The sequence below is a fragment of the Actinomadura harenae genome, from assembly GCF_003696215.1.
Classification (GTDB): domain Bacteria; phylum Actinomycetota; class Actinomycetes; order Streptosporangiales; family Streptosporangiaceae; genus Spirillospora; species Spirillospora harenae.
Map to the genome: position 1 here is coordinate 1 of NZ_RFFG01000134.1, position 17948 is coordinate 17948.

Sequence of the window (17948 nt, forward strand, 5' to 3'; positions counted from 1 at the left end):
GCGTGCCCGCGCTACCGGCGCCGCGCGTGCTCGGCCCGCCGGTGCTCGGGCTGGTCGTCCTCGGCCCGCTCGCCGTGGCCTGCGGGACGTCCAGCGCGGCGTCCGGGAGGCTCGACCCGGCGGCGGACGCCGTCCAGCCACCGGTGGCCACCGGACCCGTCCAGTCCGCGCCGTCGCCGGACATGCGCGTCACGTCGCCCGCGGCGGATCCCACGTCGACCGTCCCGCTCGGCAAGCCCGGTTCCTGGCGCGTCACCACGTACTACACGGCCGTGGAGAGCCTGCACGGCGGCGCGATGACGAAGGTGAAGGGCTGCACGTCCGTCCACTGCTCGAACGGGCACACGCCGCTCGGGTCCTATCCGGCCGACTTCCTGCGGATCATCCGCACCGAGGGCAGCGGCCGGATCACCGGCGGCCCCCAGGCGGGCCGCTTCCTGAACTGGTCGCACAGCACCGGCTACTGGCTGGACGACAGCACCCGCGACCCGGCGGGCCGTCCGCTGAAGGCGTGGGAGTCGGCCGCCGCCGACAAGGACGTGCTGGCCCGCGGCCAGACGTTCGTGATCACCGACTGCGGCGGGGGCGTCCCCGCGAAGGTCTGCGCCCGGTTCCGGCGGGCGCACTGGAAGGTCACCGACCTGTTCCGTCCGGGCTACGGCGGACAGCGCCACGCGGACGTCTACCTGGGCGAGGAGACCGGCCCCGGCTTCGCCCGCTACTCGACGACCCTGAACGGCGCGTCGCTCGGCACCGTCCGCTGACGGTCAGGACGCGGCGGGCTCGGAGACGCGCGGCGACGCCAGCCGGGTCGGACGGCCCCGGCCGCGCAGCTCGACCTCGTCGCCCAGCTCCCAGCGGGCGGCCTCCTCGGAGCCCGCGCCCTCGACCACGGTCGCGGCGGCGAGCACCGGCTCGGACCGGGCCTTGGCCAGGTCGGTGAGCCGGGCGGCCTCGTTCACCGGGTCGCCGATCACCGTGTACTCGAACCGCTCCTCGGCCCCGATGTGCCCGGCGACGGCCTCGCCCGCCGACACGCCCACGGCCGCCGACAGGCCGGGCACGCCGTCCTGCAGCCGGACGGCCAGCTCCCGCCCGGCGGCGAGGGCGCGGCCGGCGAAGCCGGGCAGGTCCTGCGGCGCGCCGAAGATCGCGAGGGCGGCGTCGCCCTCGAACTTGTTGATCCAGCCGCCGTGCCGTCCGACGACCTCGACCACGATCGCGAAGAACTCGTTGAGCAGGCCGACGACCTCGGTCGGCGGGCGCTCGGAGGCGAGCCGGGTGGACCCGATGACGTCCACGAACAGCACCGCGACCTCGCGGGTCTCACCGCCGAGGTCGACGCCGTGCTCGAGCGCGACCTTGGCCGCGTCCGGGCCGACCTGGCGGCCGAACAGGTCCTGGAGGCGCTCATGCTCGCGCAGCCCGGCCGCCATGTGGTTGAACCCCGCCTGGAGCAGCCCGACCTCGCTGGCGTCGTAGACGGGCACCTCGACGTCCAGCTCGCCGCGCTCGACCCGGGCCAGGCCGAGCCGCACCGACTCCACCGGGTCGGCGATCGCGCGGGCCGCGAAGTAGGTGACGCCGAGGCCGACGAGCAGGCCCGTCCCGCCGAGGGTGAGGACGGCGACCGCGAAGGCGTGGACGTCCACCCGGTTGAGGACGAACGACCCGACCGCGAGGACGATCAGCCCGAGGATCGGGACCGCCGTGCCGAGCGCCCAGGCCAGCACCGAGCGCGCGACGACGCCGGGCAGGCCGGTGCGGCGGGGCACGCCCGACGCCAGCGCGGTGGTCACCGAGCGGCGCAGCAGCCGCTCGGCGAGCAGGTAGACGACGGTGCAGGTGGTGAGGCCGCCGAGCAGGCTGGTCAGGCCGAGCTTGACCGCGACCAGCGCGGAGAACGGCAGGTTGAGCAGCACCCAGCCGACCGTCCCGACGCCCCAGAGCGTCAGGTGGACGGCCATCAGCCGGACGGGCCCGTACAGCAGCAGCGCGCGCTCGCGCCGGTCGGGCTCGTCGTGCCGGTCGACCAGCCGCCGGACGCGCCGGAAGAACCGCTCGCCGAGCAGCAGCCCGACGGGCACCGCGAGGACCACGTAGGCGGTGAACACCCAGACGTTCACGGTCTGCATGCGCTCGGGGAAGTGGCCGCCGGGGTTCGGCACGACCACGGTGAACAGCAGGACGACCAGGGCGCCGCCGAGGTTGGCGAGGCCCGTCGCCAGGGTCACCAGGACGCGGGCGCGGCGGGCGACCTGGGCCCGGCTGTCCCCGGGACGGCCGTCGACCAGCCGCCGCAGGACGCCGAAGGACGCGCGGGCACGCCGGCCCGCGCGCTCGTCCACCACATCGCCTCCCACGAGGGTGGAGCGTATCCGGTCGTCCCCGGTGTTCCGTACATCACAGTCGTCCTATTTGATCAGCAAGCGGACTGTGACGCTCCGGACACTCCGGACTGTCGCGGTGGAACGTTGACCGGTCGGTCAGTCAGGGCATCTTCAGAACAGACAAACATCCCATCTCCCCCGGAGGTATCCCATGGGCAAGCTGGCATGGGAGGACGCCGTCACCTTCGTCGCCGGACTGGCCGCGCTCGTCGCCCCTGACCTGTGGGCGAACGGCTACGGCCGCCTGCCGCTGATGGTCCTCGGCGCCCTGCTGCTGGTCGCGGGTCTCTTCCCGCTCCTCGGCGCCGCGGGCGCGGCGGCCTGGACCACGACCGCCCTCGCCCTCCTGCTGTTCGTCTCGCCGTGGGCGTGGCAGTTCGACGGACAGCGCGCCGCCGCCTGGACGGCATGGATCGCCGGCGGTGTCGCGGCTATCGTCGGCCTGTGGGTCGCGTTCCGCACCCGCACGGCGAAGAGCTGACCGGCACCTGACGGCCGGGCGGCCCCCCGGGGAGGCCGAGACATGGAACCCGTCACCCCGCCGTCCCGCCCGGCCGGCACCCCCTCCCCGACCGTCACGCCCGGCCCCGGCTCCGCGCCCGGCCCCGGGCCCGATCCGGTCCCCGCGTCCGACCCGGCCCGGCCGGACGCGCGGACCCGGATCCTGGACGCCGCCGAGGAACTGTTCGCCGAGGGCGGGTACGAGGGCACGTCCACGGCCCGGATCGCGCGCAGCGCGGACGTCCCCAAGGGCCTGGTCTTCCACTACTTCCCGCAGAAGATGGACGTCCTGGTCACGCTGGTCGCCGAGCGCATCGAGGTCGAGCAGGCCGCCGGCGCGGCGGGACTGGAGGCCGTCCCCGGCGACCCGGCGGGCACCCTGGCCCGGCTCGCGCGCGGCTTCCCCCTGCACGCCTCGCCCGCGATGCGGCGCATCCTGTTCCGCGAGGCCGACACGCACACGACCGTCCGCGAACGGCTGCGCCTGCTCAACGGCGAGGTCGTCCGGCGGGCGCGGCTGGCGCTGGAGATGGCCCTCCCGGGCGCCCGGGGCGACCAGGCCCGCCTGGAGGTCGCCGCCGCGACGTTCGCCGCCGTCCTGATCTACCAGGAGCACCTGGCCCAGCTCAGCGGCCACCACCTGGACCCCGAGGCCGTGGCCGAGCTCATCGCCCACGCCCTCGGCAGCTGACCCCTCCGGCCCCACCAGGGGCGCCGCGTCCCCGACGAGCGGGGATCGCCCCGGGTGAGGGCCTTTACTGCCCCACGCCTTACTCGCCGCCCAGTTCCCCGGTCGCTCAGCAGGGGCACCAAACCACTAGGCGTCCGACACCGGACCTCCCACGAACAGTGCCACGACCACCGGAAGGACAATCCATGGCAACGGTGAAGTTCGCCGTCTACGGAGCGCTCGCAGGCGGCGACCCGACGAAGAGCATGGCCAGAGACGTGTCGGCGAACCTCCAGACCGCCCTCGACAACCTCGAGCCGCCGAGGCTGGTGAAGATCTCCAACGACACGTTGGGCGGGGATCCCGCGAAGAACTCACTGAAGCACTTCGCCGCGATCGTGACCGTCGACGGGGTGGACGTCCCCTTCGCCTGCCAGGAGAACCAGACCATCGACTTCGGCTGACGTTCGTCGGCCCGTGCCCTCACGGGCCGACGGAACCGCGGCGCTCAGGTCTCGACGGGCGTGAGCATGCGGTGGGCCGTGCGCAGGGCCCTGGTGACCGCGTCGTCGCGCAGCCTGGACTTGGGGCCCGGGTGGGTCTCCAGGTCGGCCGGGCGGATCGGGCCCCCGCCGCAGGACGGGCAGGTGCCGTCCGGGTCGATCCGGGTGCCGCACGCGACGTGCACGAACAGCCGGCAGACGCCGTTCTCGCCGAAGTTCTGCTCGCCCCAGCGGGCCAGCCCGTGCACGACGGGCCACAGCGAGACGCCCGCCTCCGTGAGCACGTACTCGTGCCCCTCCTTGGCCAGGACGCCGTTCTCGACCAGCGTGGACAGCCGCGCCGACAGCACGGCGCGCGGAATGTCCAGGTGGACGAGGAAGTCGCTGAACCGCCGGACACCGTAGAAGGCGTCGCGCACGATCAGCAGCGTCCAGCGCTCGCCGACCACCTCCAGCGCCCGGGCCAGCGTGCAGTCCTGCCCCGTGTAGTCCTTGCCGAGTGCCATGCCGTGCAGACTACCTCCCCGCTAGTTCAATGAACGAACCGATCGTGGTACGGTCACGGCCGACATGGTTCGTTCATTGAACTAGGAGACCGGCATGACGACTCTGGCGACCCCCGGCGCCGGACGGCGCGAGTCCCGCCCGCCGGGCGCGACGGCCGCCGTGGCCCTGCCCGGCGCCGCGACCCTGCTGGGCCTGATGAACTACACCGCGCCGATCGCGACCCTCAGCGACACCGGCGCCGGGCTCCACGCGGGCACCACCGCCCGGATCTGGGTGATGAGCTCGATCAGCCTCGGCCTCGCCGCCGCCCTCCTCGCCGTCGGCGCCCTCGCCGACGACCACGGACGGCGCCGGCTGTTCGCCCTCGGCGGCGCCCTGCTCGCCCTCTCCAGCGTCGGCTGCGCGCTCGCCCCGGCCTCGGCCGCCTTCGTGGCCGGACGCATCGTCCAGGGCGTCGCGACCGCCGCGCTCCTCGCCACCGGCCTCGGCATCATCGGCCACACCTTCACCGGCGCCGCCCGGGCCCGCGCCGCCGGGATCTGGGGCGCCATGCTCGGCCTCGGCATCGCCCTCGGCCCGATCGCCGCCGCCTGGCTCACCCGGCTCGGCGACTGGCGGCTCTGGTACTGGGTCACCGTCGCCGCGTCCGTGGCCCTGACGGCCGCGTCCCGCGCGCTGCCCGAGTCCCGCGCGGAGCACCGGCGCGGCCTCGACCTGCCCGGACTGGTCACGATGGTCGGCGGCATCTCGGCCCTGCTCTCCGCCGTCACCCTGGGCCGCACCGGCTGGACGCGCCCGCCCGTCCTGGCCCTGCTGGCCGCCGCGGTCGTCCTGCTCGCAGCGTTCGTCGTCGTGCAGGCCCGGCGGACGTCCCCGATGCTCGACCTCGGCCTGTTCCGCCGCCCGGCGTTCCTGCTCTCGGTCGGCGGCGCGTTGATCACCGGCCTGGGCGTGATCGGCCTGATGAGCAACCTGGTCACGGTCATGGTCGGCGCGATGCGCCTGTCCCCGCTGGCCGCCGCGTTCGTCCTGGCGATCTGGTCCGGCATGTCCTACGTGGTCGCCCTCCAGGCCCGCCGCCTCCCCGCCCGCTGGTCGTCCGGCCTGCTGCTCGGGGCGGGACTCGCCCTCAGCGCCGTCAGCGAGCTGGCGATGCTCGGCATCAGCCCCGGCACGCCCTGGTGGCGCCTGGCCCCCGGCCTCCTCGTGGCCGGCGTCGGCAGCGGCCTCGCCAACACGATGCTCGCCCGCCTGGCCGTCGACAGCGTCCCGCCCGAGCGGGCGAGCATGGGCTCGGGCGCGAACAACACCGCCCGCTACACCGGCGCCGCCCTGGGCGTCGCGATGGTCTTCGCCATCACCACCAACGGCGGCGCCACGCCGGACGCCATGACGCACGGCTTCGACATCGCGCTCCTGGTCTCCGCCGTCCTGTGCGCCGTGGGGGCCGTCGTCACCGTCCCGCTGACGCGGCGCCTCAGCGCCCACGCCACCATCTCCACCGTCCTCCCCACCCCCGGCCGCTGACCTCATGCACTCACCACTGGGAAGAACTGGTCTCCACCCTGGACACCCTCAGGCTCGCGTAGCTGTCCTTCCCGTCCTTGCTCCTCTGCTCCAGGGATATCTCTCCGCCGTCCGACAGAGTGATCCACCGGTTCTCCTGCCCGGGGGCGAACTGCCTCTGGTAGATGCCGCTCTCGGCGTACACGGCGCCGATTCGGGGAGGGTCGTTGTACGCGCCATGGCTCACCTGTATGCCGGATTCAGGGAAGCTGATCCATCCATCGCTGGTGCTTCTCCCCTGGACCCGCGTGGCGTTCACGCGGTTCGCGACGACTCTGTCGGCGGCGACCTCTCCCTGCGTGTTGTAGCCGCTGAAGACCTCCACGCCGCTGCCGGTGAAGATCAGGCTCCCCGTGCTGTTCAGCCCCTGGAACCGTCCGGCACTCACCTGATCGGCGGTGATCTTGCCGGCGAGGATCCCGGCATCGAAAGCGGGGGCGCGCACCTGGACGGTCGTGGTGAGGTAGTGCTCCTTCAAGGTGGCGGGGTCGATGGCGACGAGGGTGTAGGTGCTGTCGCGCTTGGGGCCGGTCCCGGGATCCGGTCTCCACTCGCCCGGGGTGGTGACGGGTGGGGCCGCAGGGGCGCCCTCCGGCGAGTTGATCGTGTAGGCCCAGTCGGCGGGCCCGTCCCAGCGCAGGACGATGCCGTCTCCGTCGTCCACCATCGCCTGGTCGGGACGGAGATTCCTGGGCGCCGGGACCGGCTTGGCGGCGGTCTTCACCAGCGGCACCACCGCGACGCTGTTGGACGGCTTCACCGGATTCGCGCTTCTGCCGGCGGCCTCCTTCACCGTCAGCACGACCAGCCCGGCGGCCGCGGCGACCGTGACGCCCTCCAGTTTCAGCACCAGGTAGTCACCGGCGGCGAAACGGATGCTGCCGCCCGACGGTTTGGCGACCCGGAAGGACCCGGAAGCGGCCGGGGGCTGGACGCGCAGCGTCTGCACACCCGACTTCAGGCCGTGGTACTCGGCCGTGGCGGTGATCGTGGTGATGTCGGGCGTGAGGTCGTCCGCCCCGTCACCGACGGGCACCGTCACCTCGTTTCCGGACCAGTACGCCGCGTCCTTGCCGGTGTTGGTGACCATCAGGTACACCGTCCCGGTGGAGTCGGCCTGCCCCGCCCTGGACGCTTCCAGGGGTCCCGGGTCGGTGAGCACGGTGTAGGTCAGCAGGGTCATGGTCACACTCCTTGGCCGGGAGAACAGCACACGACGGCACACCCACCACAAGCGGGCCGGAAAGCACCCCTGGATCCAATCAACGGCCGCAAAATGCGCCAAGAGCTTCAAAGCGCCCATAGAAGGGCGATCCGGCAATAGAGTCAGCGCCTTGACAACCAGACGACCCGGCCGACCCGGCCGGGCCGTCCTCGGCCGGGGTCAGCCAGGGTCAGCCGAGTTCTTCGATGAACGTGGCGAGCTGGGCGAGGTTGCGGCACTCGAACATGGGGACCAGCTCGCCGTAGTGGGACGCGGCGGAGTCGCCCGTGTCCCACTGGGAACGCGGCTCGGGATTGAGCCAGTAGGCGTGCCGGGCGCGCTCGACGAGGGGCCGGAGGATCGGCAGCGACAGCTCGCCGTAGTTGGAGCGGGCGTCGCCGAGGATCAGCAGGGACGTCCTGGACGTGACCGCGTCGCCGTACCGGTCCCCGAAGACCTTGATCGCGTTGCCGTAGTTGGAACGGCCGGTGATCCAGACCAGGTCGGCCTCGCTCGCCATGCGGGCCATGGCGTCGACGACGTCCGCGCCGGGGGCGAAGTACTTGGTGATCTCGTCCGTGCCGTCGATGAAGGCGAACGCGCGGACCTTGCTGAACTGCTCGCGCAGCGCGAACGTCAGCAGCAGCGTGAAGTGCGCGAACGCCGACACCGAGTCGCTGGCGTCGCAGAGGATCACCAGCTCGGGCTTGTGCGGACGGCGCGGGCGGTGCCGCGTGGTGAGCGGCACGCCGCCGGTCGCCAGCGACGCGCGGACGGTCCGCCGGAAGTCCAGCCGTCCCCGGTTCCCGGCGCGCTGCTTCTGGACGAGCCGGGCCGCCAGCCGCCGCGCCAGCGGGTACACCTCGCGGCGCAGCGCGGCCAGCTCCGCGCGGCTCGCGCGGTTGAAGTCCAGGTGCTCGATCGGCGGACGGGACGAGATCCGCGCGGTGCGCTCCAGGCCGGTGTCCTCGGCGATGCGGCGGCGGACCTCGGTGGCGACCAGCTCCTGGAAGCGGGAGATGCGGTCGTCGAAGGTCCGGCGCGCGACGCGCTCGGCCATGCCGCCGCGCTCCCGGCCGTTCAGGACGGCGTTGAGCAGGTTCGCCATGAGCGTCTCGGGCGACAGCGCGCGCGTGACGCCGGTCGCGAACCACGACTGCCGCCCCTCCGGCCGGCCGTACTCGCTGACGGCCGTCCGGGCGAACTGGCGCAGACCCGCGTCGTCGCCGTTCAGCAGCAGCTCGAAGAGCACCTGGCGGCGTTCCTGGACGGCCGGGTCGAGCGGCGGCGGCAGCGGACGCCCGTTCTCGCCCCTCGTGCGCGCGGGACGGTCCGACGAGGGAACCGACCCGTCGCCGAGCGCGGACGGGTACCAGAGGTCGAAGAGGGTGTCGAAGACCGGACGGTGCGTCGGGCGCTTCACCAGCGTCGCGGCGTACGCGGCGCGCAGCGTCCCGCGGTCGAGGAGGTCCACGGTCTGGAGGGCGCGGACGGCGTCCAGGCCCTCGGCGACCGACACCGGCAGCCCGGCCTCGCGCAGGGCCGCGACGAACGCGGTGTGCCGGTCGATGAGGGAGGCCACCCGCGTCAGCCCTTCAGGCCGAGTTCCTTGCGCGCGCGCTCCTGGTCGGAGACGTGCTTGAGGACCACCCCGAGCGTGCGGGCGACGGCCGCCTCGTCCAGCTCGTCCAGGCCGAGGGCGAGCAGGGTCCGCGCCCAGTCGACGGTCTCGGCGATCGACGGCGCCTTCTTGACCTCCAGCGCGCGCAGCGTCCCGACCGTCCGGACGAGCTGCTCGGCGAGCTCCGCCTCGATCCCGGGGACCTGGGCGAGGACGATGTCGCGCTCGCGGTCCGCGGCCGGGTAGTCCAGGTGCAGGTAGAGGCAGCGCCGCTTGAGCGCCTCCGACAGCTCGCGCGCGGCGTTGGAGGTGATGAGGACGAACGGCCGCCGGGTCGCCGCGACCGTGCCCAGCTCGGGGATGGTGACCTGGAAGTCCGACAGCACCTCCAGCAGCATGCCCTCCATCTCCACGTCGGCCTTGTCGGCCTCGTCGATCAGCAGGACGGTCGGCCCCGTGCGGCGGATCGCCGCGAGCAGCGGGCGCTCGAGCAGGAAGTCCTCGGAGAAGATGTCGTCGTGGGTCTCCTCCCAGCCCCGGTCGGACGGCGCGGCCTGGATGGCGAGCAGCTGCTTCTTGTAGTTGAACTCGTAGAGCGCGCGCGCCTCGTCCAGGCCCTCGTAGCACTGGAGGCGGATCAGCTCGGCCTCGCACGCGCGCGCGACGGCCTTGGCCAGCTCGGTCTTGCCGACCCCGGCGGGGCCTTCGACGAGCAGCGGCTTGCCGAGCGCCTGCGCCAGGAACACCGTGGTCGCGATGGACTCGTCGGTGAGGTAGCCGCCCGCGGCGAGCCGTGCCGCGACGTCGTCCGGTGAGGCGAACAGGGCGTGGACCGTCATTCAGTGGCCTTTCGGGGTGGTCGGCTTGCCGCCCGGGGTCTTCCCGCCGGACGGCTTACCGCCGGAGGTCCTGGCGTAGGTCAGCCCGGTCCCGGAGAACGTCATCTTCTTGCCGTCGTCGCTGAGGGTCGCGCCCCAGTAGTTGCTGCCCTTGGGGTCGCCGCCCTGCCACGAGAAGCGGAACCTGGACGTGCCGTCCGGGATGGCGAGGCCGCTCCAGAGGGTCTGGCCCTCCTTCTTCCACACGCCGTTGCCGTCGGCCCCGAACTGGAAGTAGTCCTTGCCGGCGCCGTCCCAGCGTCCGACGAGCGCCCGGACGTCGGCGGGGTTCACCTTGGGCAGCGGCGCGAGCTTGACGGGCTGGGCGTCCCCCTCGCTCTTCTTGGCGTCGCCGCCTCCGCCTCCGCACCCGCCGAGGCCGGCCGTGGCGAGGACGGCGACGAGCGCGGCGCAGCCGAGCCGAGACACGGCGCGTGTCCGCATGCCCACCTGGACCTCCGGATGTTCTCTGGGGGACGGGACCGGCAGTTTACCGGCGGGTAGCACCGCGCAGCAGACCTCACCACCGCGAACTTCGCCCGGGGCCCGCCTCACCCTGAGGAGCCACCCGGAGGATCGCCCGCGGGGGTGAGGACGTCCGCGCCCCCGCGGGCCTACAACATGACCATGACCGTTCCACGTGAGGACCTCGCCGCCGGCCTGGCCGCCCGCCGCGAGCTCGGCCCGGACTACGACGCGGCCTTCGCCGACGTGATCGCGGCCCGGATCGAGGAGCAGCTCGCGGCCAGGACGTCCGCGAGCGCCGAGTTCCGCCCGGCGCCGCTCCCCCGCGCCCCCAGGCCCCTGCGCGACCACAGCCTCACACTGATCCTGGTCAGCCTGGTGGCGTCGATCCCGCTCACGGCGATCAGCGGGTACGCGGCGGGCTCGGCCGGGGTGTTCCTCGTCTGGCTCGCGCTGGTCGCGTTGAACGTGACGTACATGCACCGTCCCCGGCGCGACTGAGCCCCGGGGACGGCGCGTCACGGCGTCCGGCGCGTCAGGGCGTCCGGCCCGTCACTTTCCGGGTTCGGGGTCGCGGGGCAGGCCGAGCAGCCGCTCGCCGATGATGTTCAGCTGCACCTCGGTGGTACCGCCGTAGATCGTCATCGCGCGGCTGAACAGCATGGCCCGGGCGACGATCCCGGACTCGGTCAGCGGCACCTCGGTCGTCGCCGCGACCCCCTGCGCGGCCCAGCAGTAGTCGGCGACCTCCTGGTTGAACTGCACGCCGAGCAGCTTGCGGACGCTGGACTCGGCACCCGGCTCCACGCCGTTCAGCTGCTTCAGCGTGGTGCGCAGCCCGAGCAGGTCGATCGACTGGCCCTGCGCGACCAGCGCGCCGACCTCGGTCGCGGCGACCGCGTCCAGGTCCCGGCCCTTGAAGAAGTCGAGCAGTTCCGGCACGCCCATGCCGAGCCCGCCGCCGGTGGACAGCGACACCCGCTCGTTCGACAGCGTGTTGCGGGCGACCTGCCAACCCTGGTCCACCTCGCCGACGACGCAGTCGTCCGGGACGAACACCTCGTCGAGGAACACCTCGTTGAAGATCGCCTCGCCGGTCAGCTCACGCAGCGGCCGGACGTCCACGCCCTCGGCCTTCATGTCGACCAGGAAGTAGGTGATGCCGTCGTGCTTGGGCGCGGACGGGTCGGTCCGGGCGATGCAGAAGCCCCACTGCGCGAACTGCGCCACCGACGTCCAGATCTTCTGCCCGGTGAGCCTCCAGCCGCCCTCGACCCGCTCGGCCCGCATCGACAGCGAGGCCAGGTCGGAGCCCGCGCCCGGCTCGGAGAACAGCTGGCACCACACCAGCTCCCCGCGCAGCGTCGGGCGCAGGAAGCGCTCCTTCTGCTCCTCGGTGCCGTAGCGGACGAGCGAGGGCACCAGCCACGCGCCGATGACCAGGTTCGGGGCCTTGACCTTGGCGGCCCGCAGCTCCTGCTGGATGAGGATCTGCTCGACCGGCCCGGCGCCGCGTCCCCAGGGCCGGGGGAAGTGCGGGACGGTCCAGCCGTCGTCGCCCATCCGGCGGTTCCGCTCGGTCCTGTCCTCGACCGCGGCGAGCTCGGCGATCTCGGCCCGGACGCGTTCGCGCAGCGGCCGCGTGTCCTCCGACAGTTCGAGCTCGACCTCGCGGCGGCCCCCGGCGAGCGCGAGGGCGGCGACCCGCGCGGCCCACTCCTTGGACGACCCGAGCAGCGCCCGCAGCGTCAGCGCGCGCCGCAGGTAGACGTGCGCGTCGTGCTCCCAGGTGAACCCGATGCCGCCGAGGATCTGGATAGCGTCGCGCGCGGTCCGCACGCCCGCGTCGGCCGCGGTCACGGCGGACACGGCGGCGGCGAACCCGGCCTGCTCGGAGCCCTCGTCGAGCGCGCGGGCGGCGTCCCAGGCGGCGGCGCGGGACTGCTCGGCGGCGATCAGCATCCGGGCGGCCTTGTGCTTGACGCCCTGGAACTGCCCGATCGGACGGCCGAACTGCTCACGGACCTTGGCGTACTCCGAGGCGGTGTCGACCAGCCACCCCGACAGCCCGGCCGCCTCCGCTCCGAAGAGCGTGGCGGCGAGGTCGGCGACGCGGCGGGCGGTCACACCGGAGAGGACCCGGTCGGCGGTGACGCGCACGCCGTCCGCCTCGACCCGGGCGACCCGGCGCACCCGGTCGAGCGACTCGACGGGGGTGACGGTGAGGTCGGCGGCGTCCACCGCGACCCACTCGTCCCCGGCGGGCAGCACGACCACGTCGGCGAGGGACGCGCCGAGCACGGCCTCGGCGGAACCGGTGACGGTCAGCACGCCGTCCTCGCGGACGGCGGTCAGGCTTCCGGTGAGCGCGACGGCCCCGGTGACCGAGCCGTCCGCGAGGCCGGGCAGCAGCCCGGCACGGACCTTGGCGTCGTCGGACGCGGCGACCACCGAGCTCGCGAGGACGGTCGGCAGGAACGGGCCGGGCGCGGCGGCGCGGCCGAGCTCCTCCAGCACCACGGCGAGTTCGAGCAGGCCGTAGCCCTGCCCGCCGTGCTCCTCGGGAAGGTGCAGGCCGAGCAGGCCCTGCTCGGCGAGGGCCGGCCAGAAGGGCGGCCGGGTCTCCGCGTCCGCCTCCAGCGCCGTCCGTACCACCGCCTCGGGGACGTAGCGCTCGGCGAATCCGCGTACCGACTCGGCGAGGGCCTCATGCTCCTCGGTCAGCCCGATGGCCATGCGTCACCTTCTCTCAGACCGCTGGTTCGACTCTGATTCTAGAACGGAGTTCTGTTCGTTCGCGGCTGTGACCCTACTCTCACCCGTTGCCGGACTCCACCGCGTCCCGGGCCTCCCGCCGCCGGTCGGCGACCAGGCTCGCCACGGTGACCGCGGCCAGCGTCCCCACGATCACCGACAGGGACAGCCAGATCGGGATGTCCGGCGCCCAGTCCACCCCGTACTCGTGCAGCGCGTGGAGCACCAGCTTCACCCCGATGAACCCGAGGATGAACGCCAGGCCCTTGCCGAGGAACACCAGCCGCGCGGCCAGGCCCTCCAGCAGGAAGTACAGCTGGACGAGCCCCATCAGGGCGAACGCGTTGGCGGTGAAGACCAGGTACGACTCGGTGGTCAGGCCGAAGATCGCGGGGATGGAGTCGAGCGCGAACAGGACGTCGGTGCTGCCGATGGCGACCATCACGACCATCAGCGGCGTCACGACCCACCGGCCGCCGCTGCGCACCATCATCTTGTTGCCCGCGTAGTCCTCGCGGACGGGGACGACCTTGCGGAACCAGCGCAGCAGCGCGTTCTCCTTGAACTCGGCCTCCTCGTCCTTCTCCCGGGCCAGGCCCCACGCGGTCCAGACGAGGAACCCGCCGAAGATGAAGAAGACCCAGGTGAACTGGGCGATGGCGGCCGCGCCGACCGCGATGAAGATGCCGCGCAGCACCAGCGCGATGACGATCCCGGCCATCAGGACGGTGTGCTGGGCGTTCCGGGGCACGGCGAACCTGCCGAGGATCACCATGAAGACGAAGAGATTGTCGACGCTGAGACTCTTCTCGGTGACGAAACCGCCGAAGTACTGCGCCGCGTACGTCCCGCCCGAGAAGACCCAGACTCCGAGCCCGAACAGGACGGCGAGACCGATGTAGACGCAGGACCAGAACCCGGCCCGCCGGGTAGTGAACTCTTTGCTCTCGTCCCGGTTGATCACGAACAGGTCGACGGCGATGACCGCGACGAGACCGATCAGGGTGAGCGCCCAGACAAGGGGTGTGACGTTCATCGGGGTTTCCTCCGGCATGACTGACTGCCGGAGGTCTCTCCCGCCGGGCACGTGACGTGCCGGACCGCGGAACCCGGGACGATGTCGACCGCCCGTACTGACGGGAACCGCGCGCAGGGATACTCCCCTCCACCTGGGACCAACGGTACATCACGGTCGGCCCATTCCCGAAGCGGGTCCGCGAAACGCACCTTTTCGCAACCCCCCGGCTACGGCCGGACGAGCTCCCGGTACAGCGTGGTGAGCTGCGTCACGGCGTCGTCCTCGGTCGGCAGCGCGGTCGCGCGCTGCGCCGCCGCCGCGCCCAGCCGGACGGCGAGCGCCGGATCGTCCAGGACCCGGCCCACCGCCTCCCCCAGGGCCGCCGCGTCCTCCGCCGGGACGAGCAGCGCCGCCTCGTCCTCCTCGCCGACCATGCCCGGGACGCCGCCGACCCGGGTCGCGACCAGGGGCCGCCCGGCACGCAGGATCTCCTGGAGGATCAGCGGCTGCCCCTCCCACACGCTCGGGATCACGGCCACATCGGCGGCGGCGAGCAGCGCGGGCACGTCCGAACGGCGCCCGAGCAGCCGGACGGGCAGGTCCCCGTCCTCGATCCGGGCACGCAGCGCGCCCTCCAGCGGCCCATCCCCGGCGATCACCACGAGCGGCGCCGGAGAACGGCGCGCCCACCCGGCGGACGCGTCGAGCAGCGTCGGCAGGCCCTTCTGGTCAGCAAGGCGGGCCACCGTCACGATCAGGGGCCGCTCCCCCACGCCCAGTCCGGCGCGCACCTCCGCACGCGCCTCCGGCCCCGGCATCGGCCCACGCGCGGGCGCGGGCACGAGCGCGTGCCCCACCCGCCGCGCGCCGAGCGCCCGCATCCGCTCCTCGAGATCAGGCGAGACACCGAGAACGGCACTCGCCCCCCGCGCGACGACACGCTCAAGCGCCCCGTAGATCGCAGCCGTCCGCCCACCGGCGATCACCGCGTTGTGCAGCGTCACCACGACGGGAACCGCCCCGCGACCTATGTGCAGCGGCCTGGTCGCCACACGCGCGCGCGAGGCGACCGTGAGGGCGCCCGCCCGCAGCCCGTGCGCGTGCGCGACGTCCGCGTCCCGCAACAGGCGGCGCAGCCGCGCCACCGCACGCGCGTCGCTCACCGGACGCGGCCGGTCGGCGAGATCCACCTCGGCGAACCGCGCACCGACACCGGTGAACCCGAACAGCTCCTCGGTCGAGGCCGGGCCGAGCACCGCGACCCGCGCACCCCGCTCCACCAGGCCCGCCGCCACCGACCGGACGTGCCGTCCGACGCCGCCCGCGCTCGTCCCGAGCACCAGCGCGACCCGGACCCCGTCCAGACCGTCCCGCTCAGCTCCCACCACGCACGACCTTCCGCGTCAGGACGGCCCGCAGGTCACGGCCGTCGATCACGAACACCACCGCCACGAACACCACGACCGACACCGACGCGGACAGGATGCCGACGCCCACGTCCATCAGCCGGTGCCCCGTGCCGAACCACGCCGACAGCGCGTATCCGGCCGCCGCGCCCGCGGCCGCCCCGGAGAGCCCCGCGAGCAGCACACGCGGCACCCCCTCCAGGGACGCCGCCCCCCGCGCGCGCACAAGCGTCCCCAGCAGCAGGACGCCCGCGACCGTCATCCCGGTCGAGTTGCCCACACCGAGCGCCGCCACGACCCACGCCCGGTCGACCGTGAGGACCAGGACGACGTCGGCGACCATCACGACCACCCACCCCGTCACCGTCGCGATCGCGCCCATCCGTCCCCGATGGCACGCGTACAACACACGCCCCAAGTGAGCGACCAGGCCGTAGCCGAGCAGGCCGGGCGCGAACGCCAGGACCGCCCGCGCCATCACGATCCGCTGCTGCGGGTCGGTCGCGGCGACCTTCCAGGTAAACACCGCCGACGCGGGCAGCGCCACCGCGGCCAGCACCGCCGCGCCCGCGCACGACACCAGGATCACCGCGCGCGTCGTCCGCGCCGTGATCCGGTCGAACTCCTCCCGGTGCTCCTGGTCCATCCGCGCGGACAGCATCGGGAACGCGCTGGTCGCGATCGGCACCGCCAGGATCGCCCACGGCAGCAGGAAGATCGCCCACGTGTACTGGTACAGGTTCAGCGCGCCGCGCGTCCCCTCGTAGCTCAGCCGGACCACCAGCAGCGCCGACACCTGCTGCGCCGCGACCGTCGCGAGACCGGCCGCCGCGAGCCGGACGACCCGCCGCGCCACCCCCTCCGGGAACCGCAGCGACGGCCGCAGCCCCAGCTTCAGCCGCCACGCGGCGACGCCCGCGGTCACGGCCATCGCCACCCCGCCCATCGCCGTCCCGACCGCGAGCACCAGCTCGGCGGACACCGGCAGATGCGCCAGGTCGTTCTGGTACCCCCGCCCCAGCGGCACGAAGACGACGTACGCGACGATCACCACGAGGCTCGACACCAGCGGCGCGAGCGCGGGCGCGACGAACCGCCGGTGCGACTGGAGCAGTCCGTACAGCACGACCGCGATCCCGTACATCACCATCTGCGGCGCCATGATCGCGAGCATCTGCCCGCCGACCCGGACGATCTCCGACCGGTCGCAGCCGTCCCCCGTGCCGCCGACCAGCAGCTCCATCACCGGCCGGGAGGTCACGGCGAGCAGCGCCGACAGCGGCACCATCGCCAGCACGACCCAGGTCAGCAGCGCCGACCCGATCCGCCGCACCTGCTCGGTGTCGCCTCGCTCGGCCGGGCGGGCCAGCACCGGCACCACCATGCTCGCCAGCGCGCCGCCCGCGACGATCTCGTAGACGATGCTCGGGAACTGCGTGGACGTCGAGTACGCCTGCCCCAGGCAGGTCGGCCCGACCGCCTGCGACTGCGCGAACGTCCGCGCGAACCCGGCCAGCCGCGCCAGGACGGTCAGCATCCCGATGAGCACGGCCGCGCCGACGATCCCGGACGCCACCCTCCGCTTCGTCGTCATGGACATCCCGCACCGCCGGTTCCGGCGGCGGTCGGGTCGTGAGGGGCGGCGGAAACGGACATCACGCGGAGACTGTTCCAGTGGGTGAGGCGGGTGGAGTGTGAAGCCGCGCGGCGGAGCGGGGCCGCCCGCGCGCGAGCCTAGTTCGGCGTGGCCGGAGCCGCCGACGCTTCCGGAGCGGCACCGGCCGCGCCCGAGGCGGGCGGAGCCGGACGGACCGGCGCCGCAGGACGGCGCCCGAACATGTCGATCCTGTTCAGCACCGGGTTGCCCGCGATGACCTTGGTGAAGCTCACGAACTCGCTCGCCGCGTTCAACCCGACCAGCCCCGCGAGCACGGCCACGCGCGGCCCGCGCGGCAGCCGCGTAGCGGCCAGTCCGAGCAGCGCGCCGAGCGCGTTCGCGCCCGTGTCGCCCAGCATCGCGCGCTCGCCCAGGTCCTCGGGGAGCAGGGCGGCGGCGGCGCCGAGCGGCGCGGCGACCACGGCCGAGCCGGACGAGGTGAGCGCGAGCGGCGCCCCGGCGAGCAGCCCGACCTTGACCGCCCGGCCCGGACGCAGGTCGAACAGGTTCATCAGGTTCGCGGACGCCGCGATGATCATGCCGTTCAGCAGCGTGTCGGCGGCGCGTCCCGGCGCCGTCCGCGCCGGGGACCCGGCCATCGCGGCGGCGGCCAGCCCGGTCGCGCCGATCCCGAGGATCTTCACCGCGCCCGTGGTGACCTCGCCGTTCGCCAGCGCGGTCAGGTGCCCCTTGAACCCGCGCGACGAACCGGACCCCGCCAGGTCGTCATAGCCCCCGAGGGCGCCCGAGCCCACCCCGGCGACCAGCGCCGCCGCGCGGACCCGCCCGGACGCGCCGGGCGCCAGCA

At 73.5% G+C, this 17948-nt stretch carries 17 protein-coding genes; 6 read left to right on the top strand and 11 right to left on the bottom strand.

Annotated features, from left to right (window positions below; translation table 11 throughout):
* On the top strand, positions 1-764 hold a 764-nt coding region (locus EBO15_RS38370), incomplete at its 5' end, for a hypothetical protein (RefSeq protein ID WP_325051977.1).
* Between the two features lie 3 nt (positions 765-767).
* Here the strand turns inward: EBO15_RS38370 and EBO15_RS38375 are convergent.
* The gene (locus EBO15_RS38375) at positions 768-2363 is read right to left on the bottom strand and encodes an adenylate/guanylate cyclase domain-containing protein (protein WP_233616749.1); all 1596 of its coding nucleotides are present in this window, start codon (positions 2361-2363) and stop codon (positions 768-770) included.
* A 178-nt stretch (positions 2364-2541) separates the two neighbouring features.
* Here EBO15_RS38375 and EBO15_RS38380 point away from each other — a divergent pair, with 178 nt between their 5' ends.
* The 3 genes from EBO15_RS38380 (at position 2542) to EBO15_RS38390 (ending at position 4025) form a co-directional block, all read left to right on the top strand.
* A complete protein-coding gene (locus EBO15_RS38380) occupies positions 2542-2871 on the top strand; it encodes an SPW repeat domain-containing protein (RefSeq protein ID WP_122199388.1) in 330 nt (109 codons plus the stop codon).
* Positions 2872-2913: 42 nt separating this feature from the next.
* Positions 2914-3582 carry a TetR/AcrR family transcriptional regulator gene (locus tag EBO15_RS38385; RefSeq protein WP_122199389.1) on the top strand — a complete coding sequence of 223 codons (669 nt, stop codon included), beginning with the start codon at positions 2914-2916 and terminating at the stop codon, positions 3580-3582.
* 185 nt (positions 3583-3767) lie between these two features.
* On the top strand, positions 3768-4025 hold the full coding sequence (locus EBO15_RS38390; RefSeq protein WP_122199390.1) for a hypothetical protein: 258 nt from the start codon (positions 3768-3770) through the stop codon (positions 4023-4025).
* Between the two features lie 44 nt (positions 4026-4069).
* On the opposite strand, the gene EBO15_RS38395 is transcribed toward EBO15_RS38390, so the two are convergent.
* A complete protein-coding gene (locus tag EBO15_RS38395; RefSeq protein ID WP_122199391.1) occupies positions 4070-4570 on the bottom strand; it encodes a winged helix-turn-helix transcriptional regulator in 501 nt (166 codons plus the stop codon).
* A gap of 94 nt (positions 4571-4664) precedes the next feature.
* Between EBO15_RS38395 and EBO15_RS38400 the strand changes: the two genes are divergently transcribed.
* A complete protein-coding gene (locus EBO15_RS38400) occupies positions 4665-6098 on the top strand; it encodes an MFS transporter (protein WP_199745091.1) in 1434 nt (477 codons plus the stop codon).
* A gap of 10 nt (positions 6099-6108) precedes the next feature.
* On the opposite strand, the gene EBO15_RS38405 is transcribed toward EBO15_RS38400, so the two are convergent.
* From EBO15_RS38405 to EBO15_RS38420, 4 genes are all read right to left on the bottom strand, one after another.
* Positions 6109-7320, bottom strand: a complete 1212-nt coding sequence (locus EBO15_RS38405) for a hypothetical protein (RefSeq protein WP_122199392.1) — start codon at positions 7318-7320, stop codon at positions 6109-6111.
* Positions 7321-7531: 211 nt separating this feature from the next.
* The gene (locus tag EBO15_RS38410) at positions 7532-8923 is read right to left on the bottom strand and encodes a vWA domain-containing protein (protein WP_122199393.1); all 1392 of its coding nucleotides are present in this window, start codon (positions 8921-8923) and stop codon (positions 7532-7534) included.
* A gap of 5 nt (positions 8924-8928) precedes the next feature.
* Positions 8929-9801: an AAA family ATPase gene (locus tag EBO15_RS38415; RefSeq protein WP_122199394.1), complete on the bottom strand. Its 873-nt coding sequence runs from the start codon at positions 9799-9801 to the stop codon at positions 8929-8931.
* Positions 9802-10284, bottom strand: coding sequence for a hypothetical protein (locus EBO15_RS38420; RefSeq protein ID WP_199745092.1), 483 nt, complete (start codon positions 10282-10284; stop codon positions 9802-9804).
* A gap of 183 nt (positions 10285-10467) precedes the next feature.
* On the opposite strand from EBO15_RS38420, the gene EBO15_RS38425 reads away from it, so the two are divergent.
* The gene (locus EBO15_RS38425; RefSeq protein WP_147481851.1) at positions 10468-10806 is read left to right on the top strand and encodes a hypothetical protein; all 339 of its coding nucleotides are present in this window, start codon (positions 10468-10470) and stop codon (positions 10804-10806) included.
* A 51-nt stretch (positions 10807-10857) separates the two neighbouring features.
* On the opposite strand, the gene EBO15_RS38430 is transcribed toward EBO15_RS38425, so the two are convergent.
* The 5 genes from EBO15_RS38430 to EBO15_RS38450 all read right to left on the bottom strand — a co-directional run.
* Positions 10858-13041: an acyl-CoA dehydrogenase gene (locus EBO15_RS38430; protein WP_122199396.1), complete on the bottom strand. Its 2184-nt coding sequence runs from the start codon at positions 13039-13041 to the stop codon at positions 10858-10860.
* Between the two features lie 79 nt (positions 13042-13120).
* Positions 13121-14095 (bottom strand): TerC family protein, encoded by a 975-nt coding sequence (locus EBO15_RS38435; RefSeq protein ID WP_122199397.1) that lies wholly within the window; start codon positions 14093-14095, stop codon positions 13121-13123.
* 209 nt (positions 14096-14304) lie between these two features.
* Positions 14305-15462, bottom strand: coding sequence for a glycosyltransferase (locus tag EBO15_RS38440; protein ID WP_233616750.1), 1158 nt, complete (start codon positions 15460-15462; stop codon positions 14305-14307).
* Positions 15452-17077 (bottom strand): murein biosynthesis integral membrane protein MurJ, encoded by a 1626-nt coding sequence (murJ, locus tag EBO15_RS38445; RefSeq protein ID WP_122199398.1) that lies wholly within the window; start codon positions 17075-17077, stop codon positions 15452-15454. Before murJ ends, EBO15_RS38440 begins: the two co-directional genes overlap by 11 nt.
* Before the next feature lie 140 nt (positions 17078-17217).
* Positions 17218-17948 (bottom strand): hypothetical protein (locus EBO15_RS38450; RefSeq protein WP_122199399.1); only part of this gene is annotated, 731 nt, incomplete at its 5' end.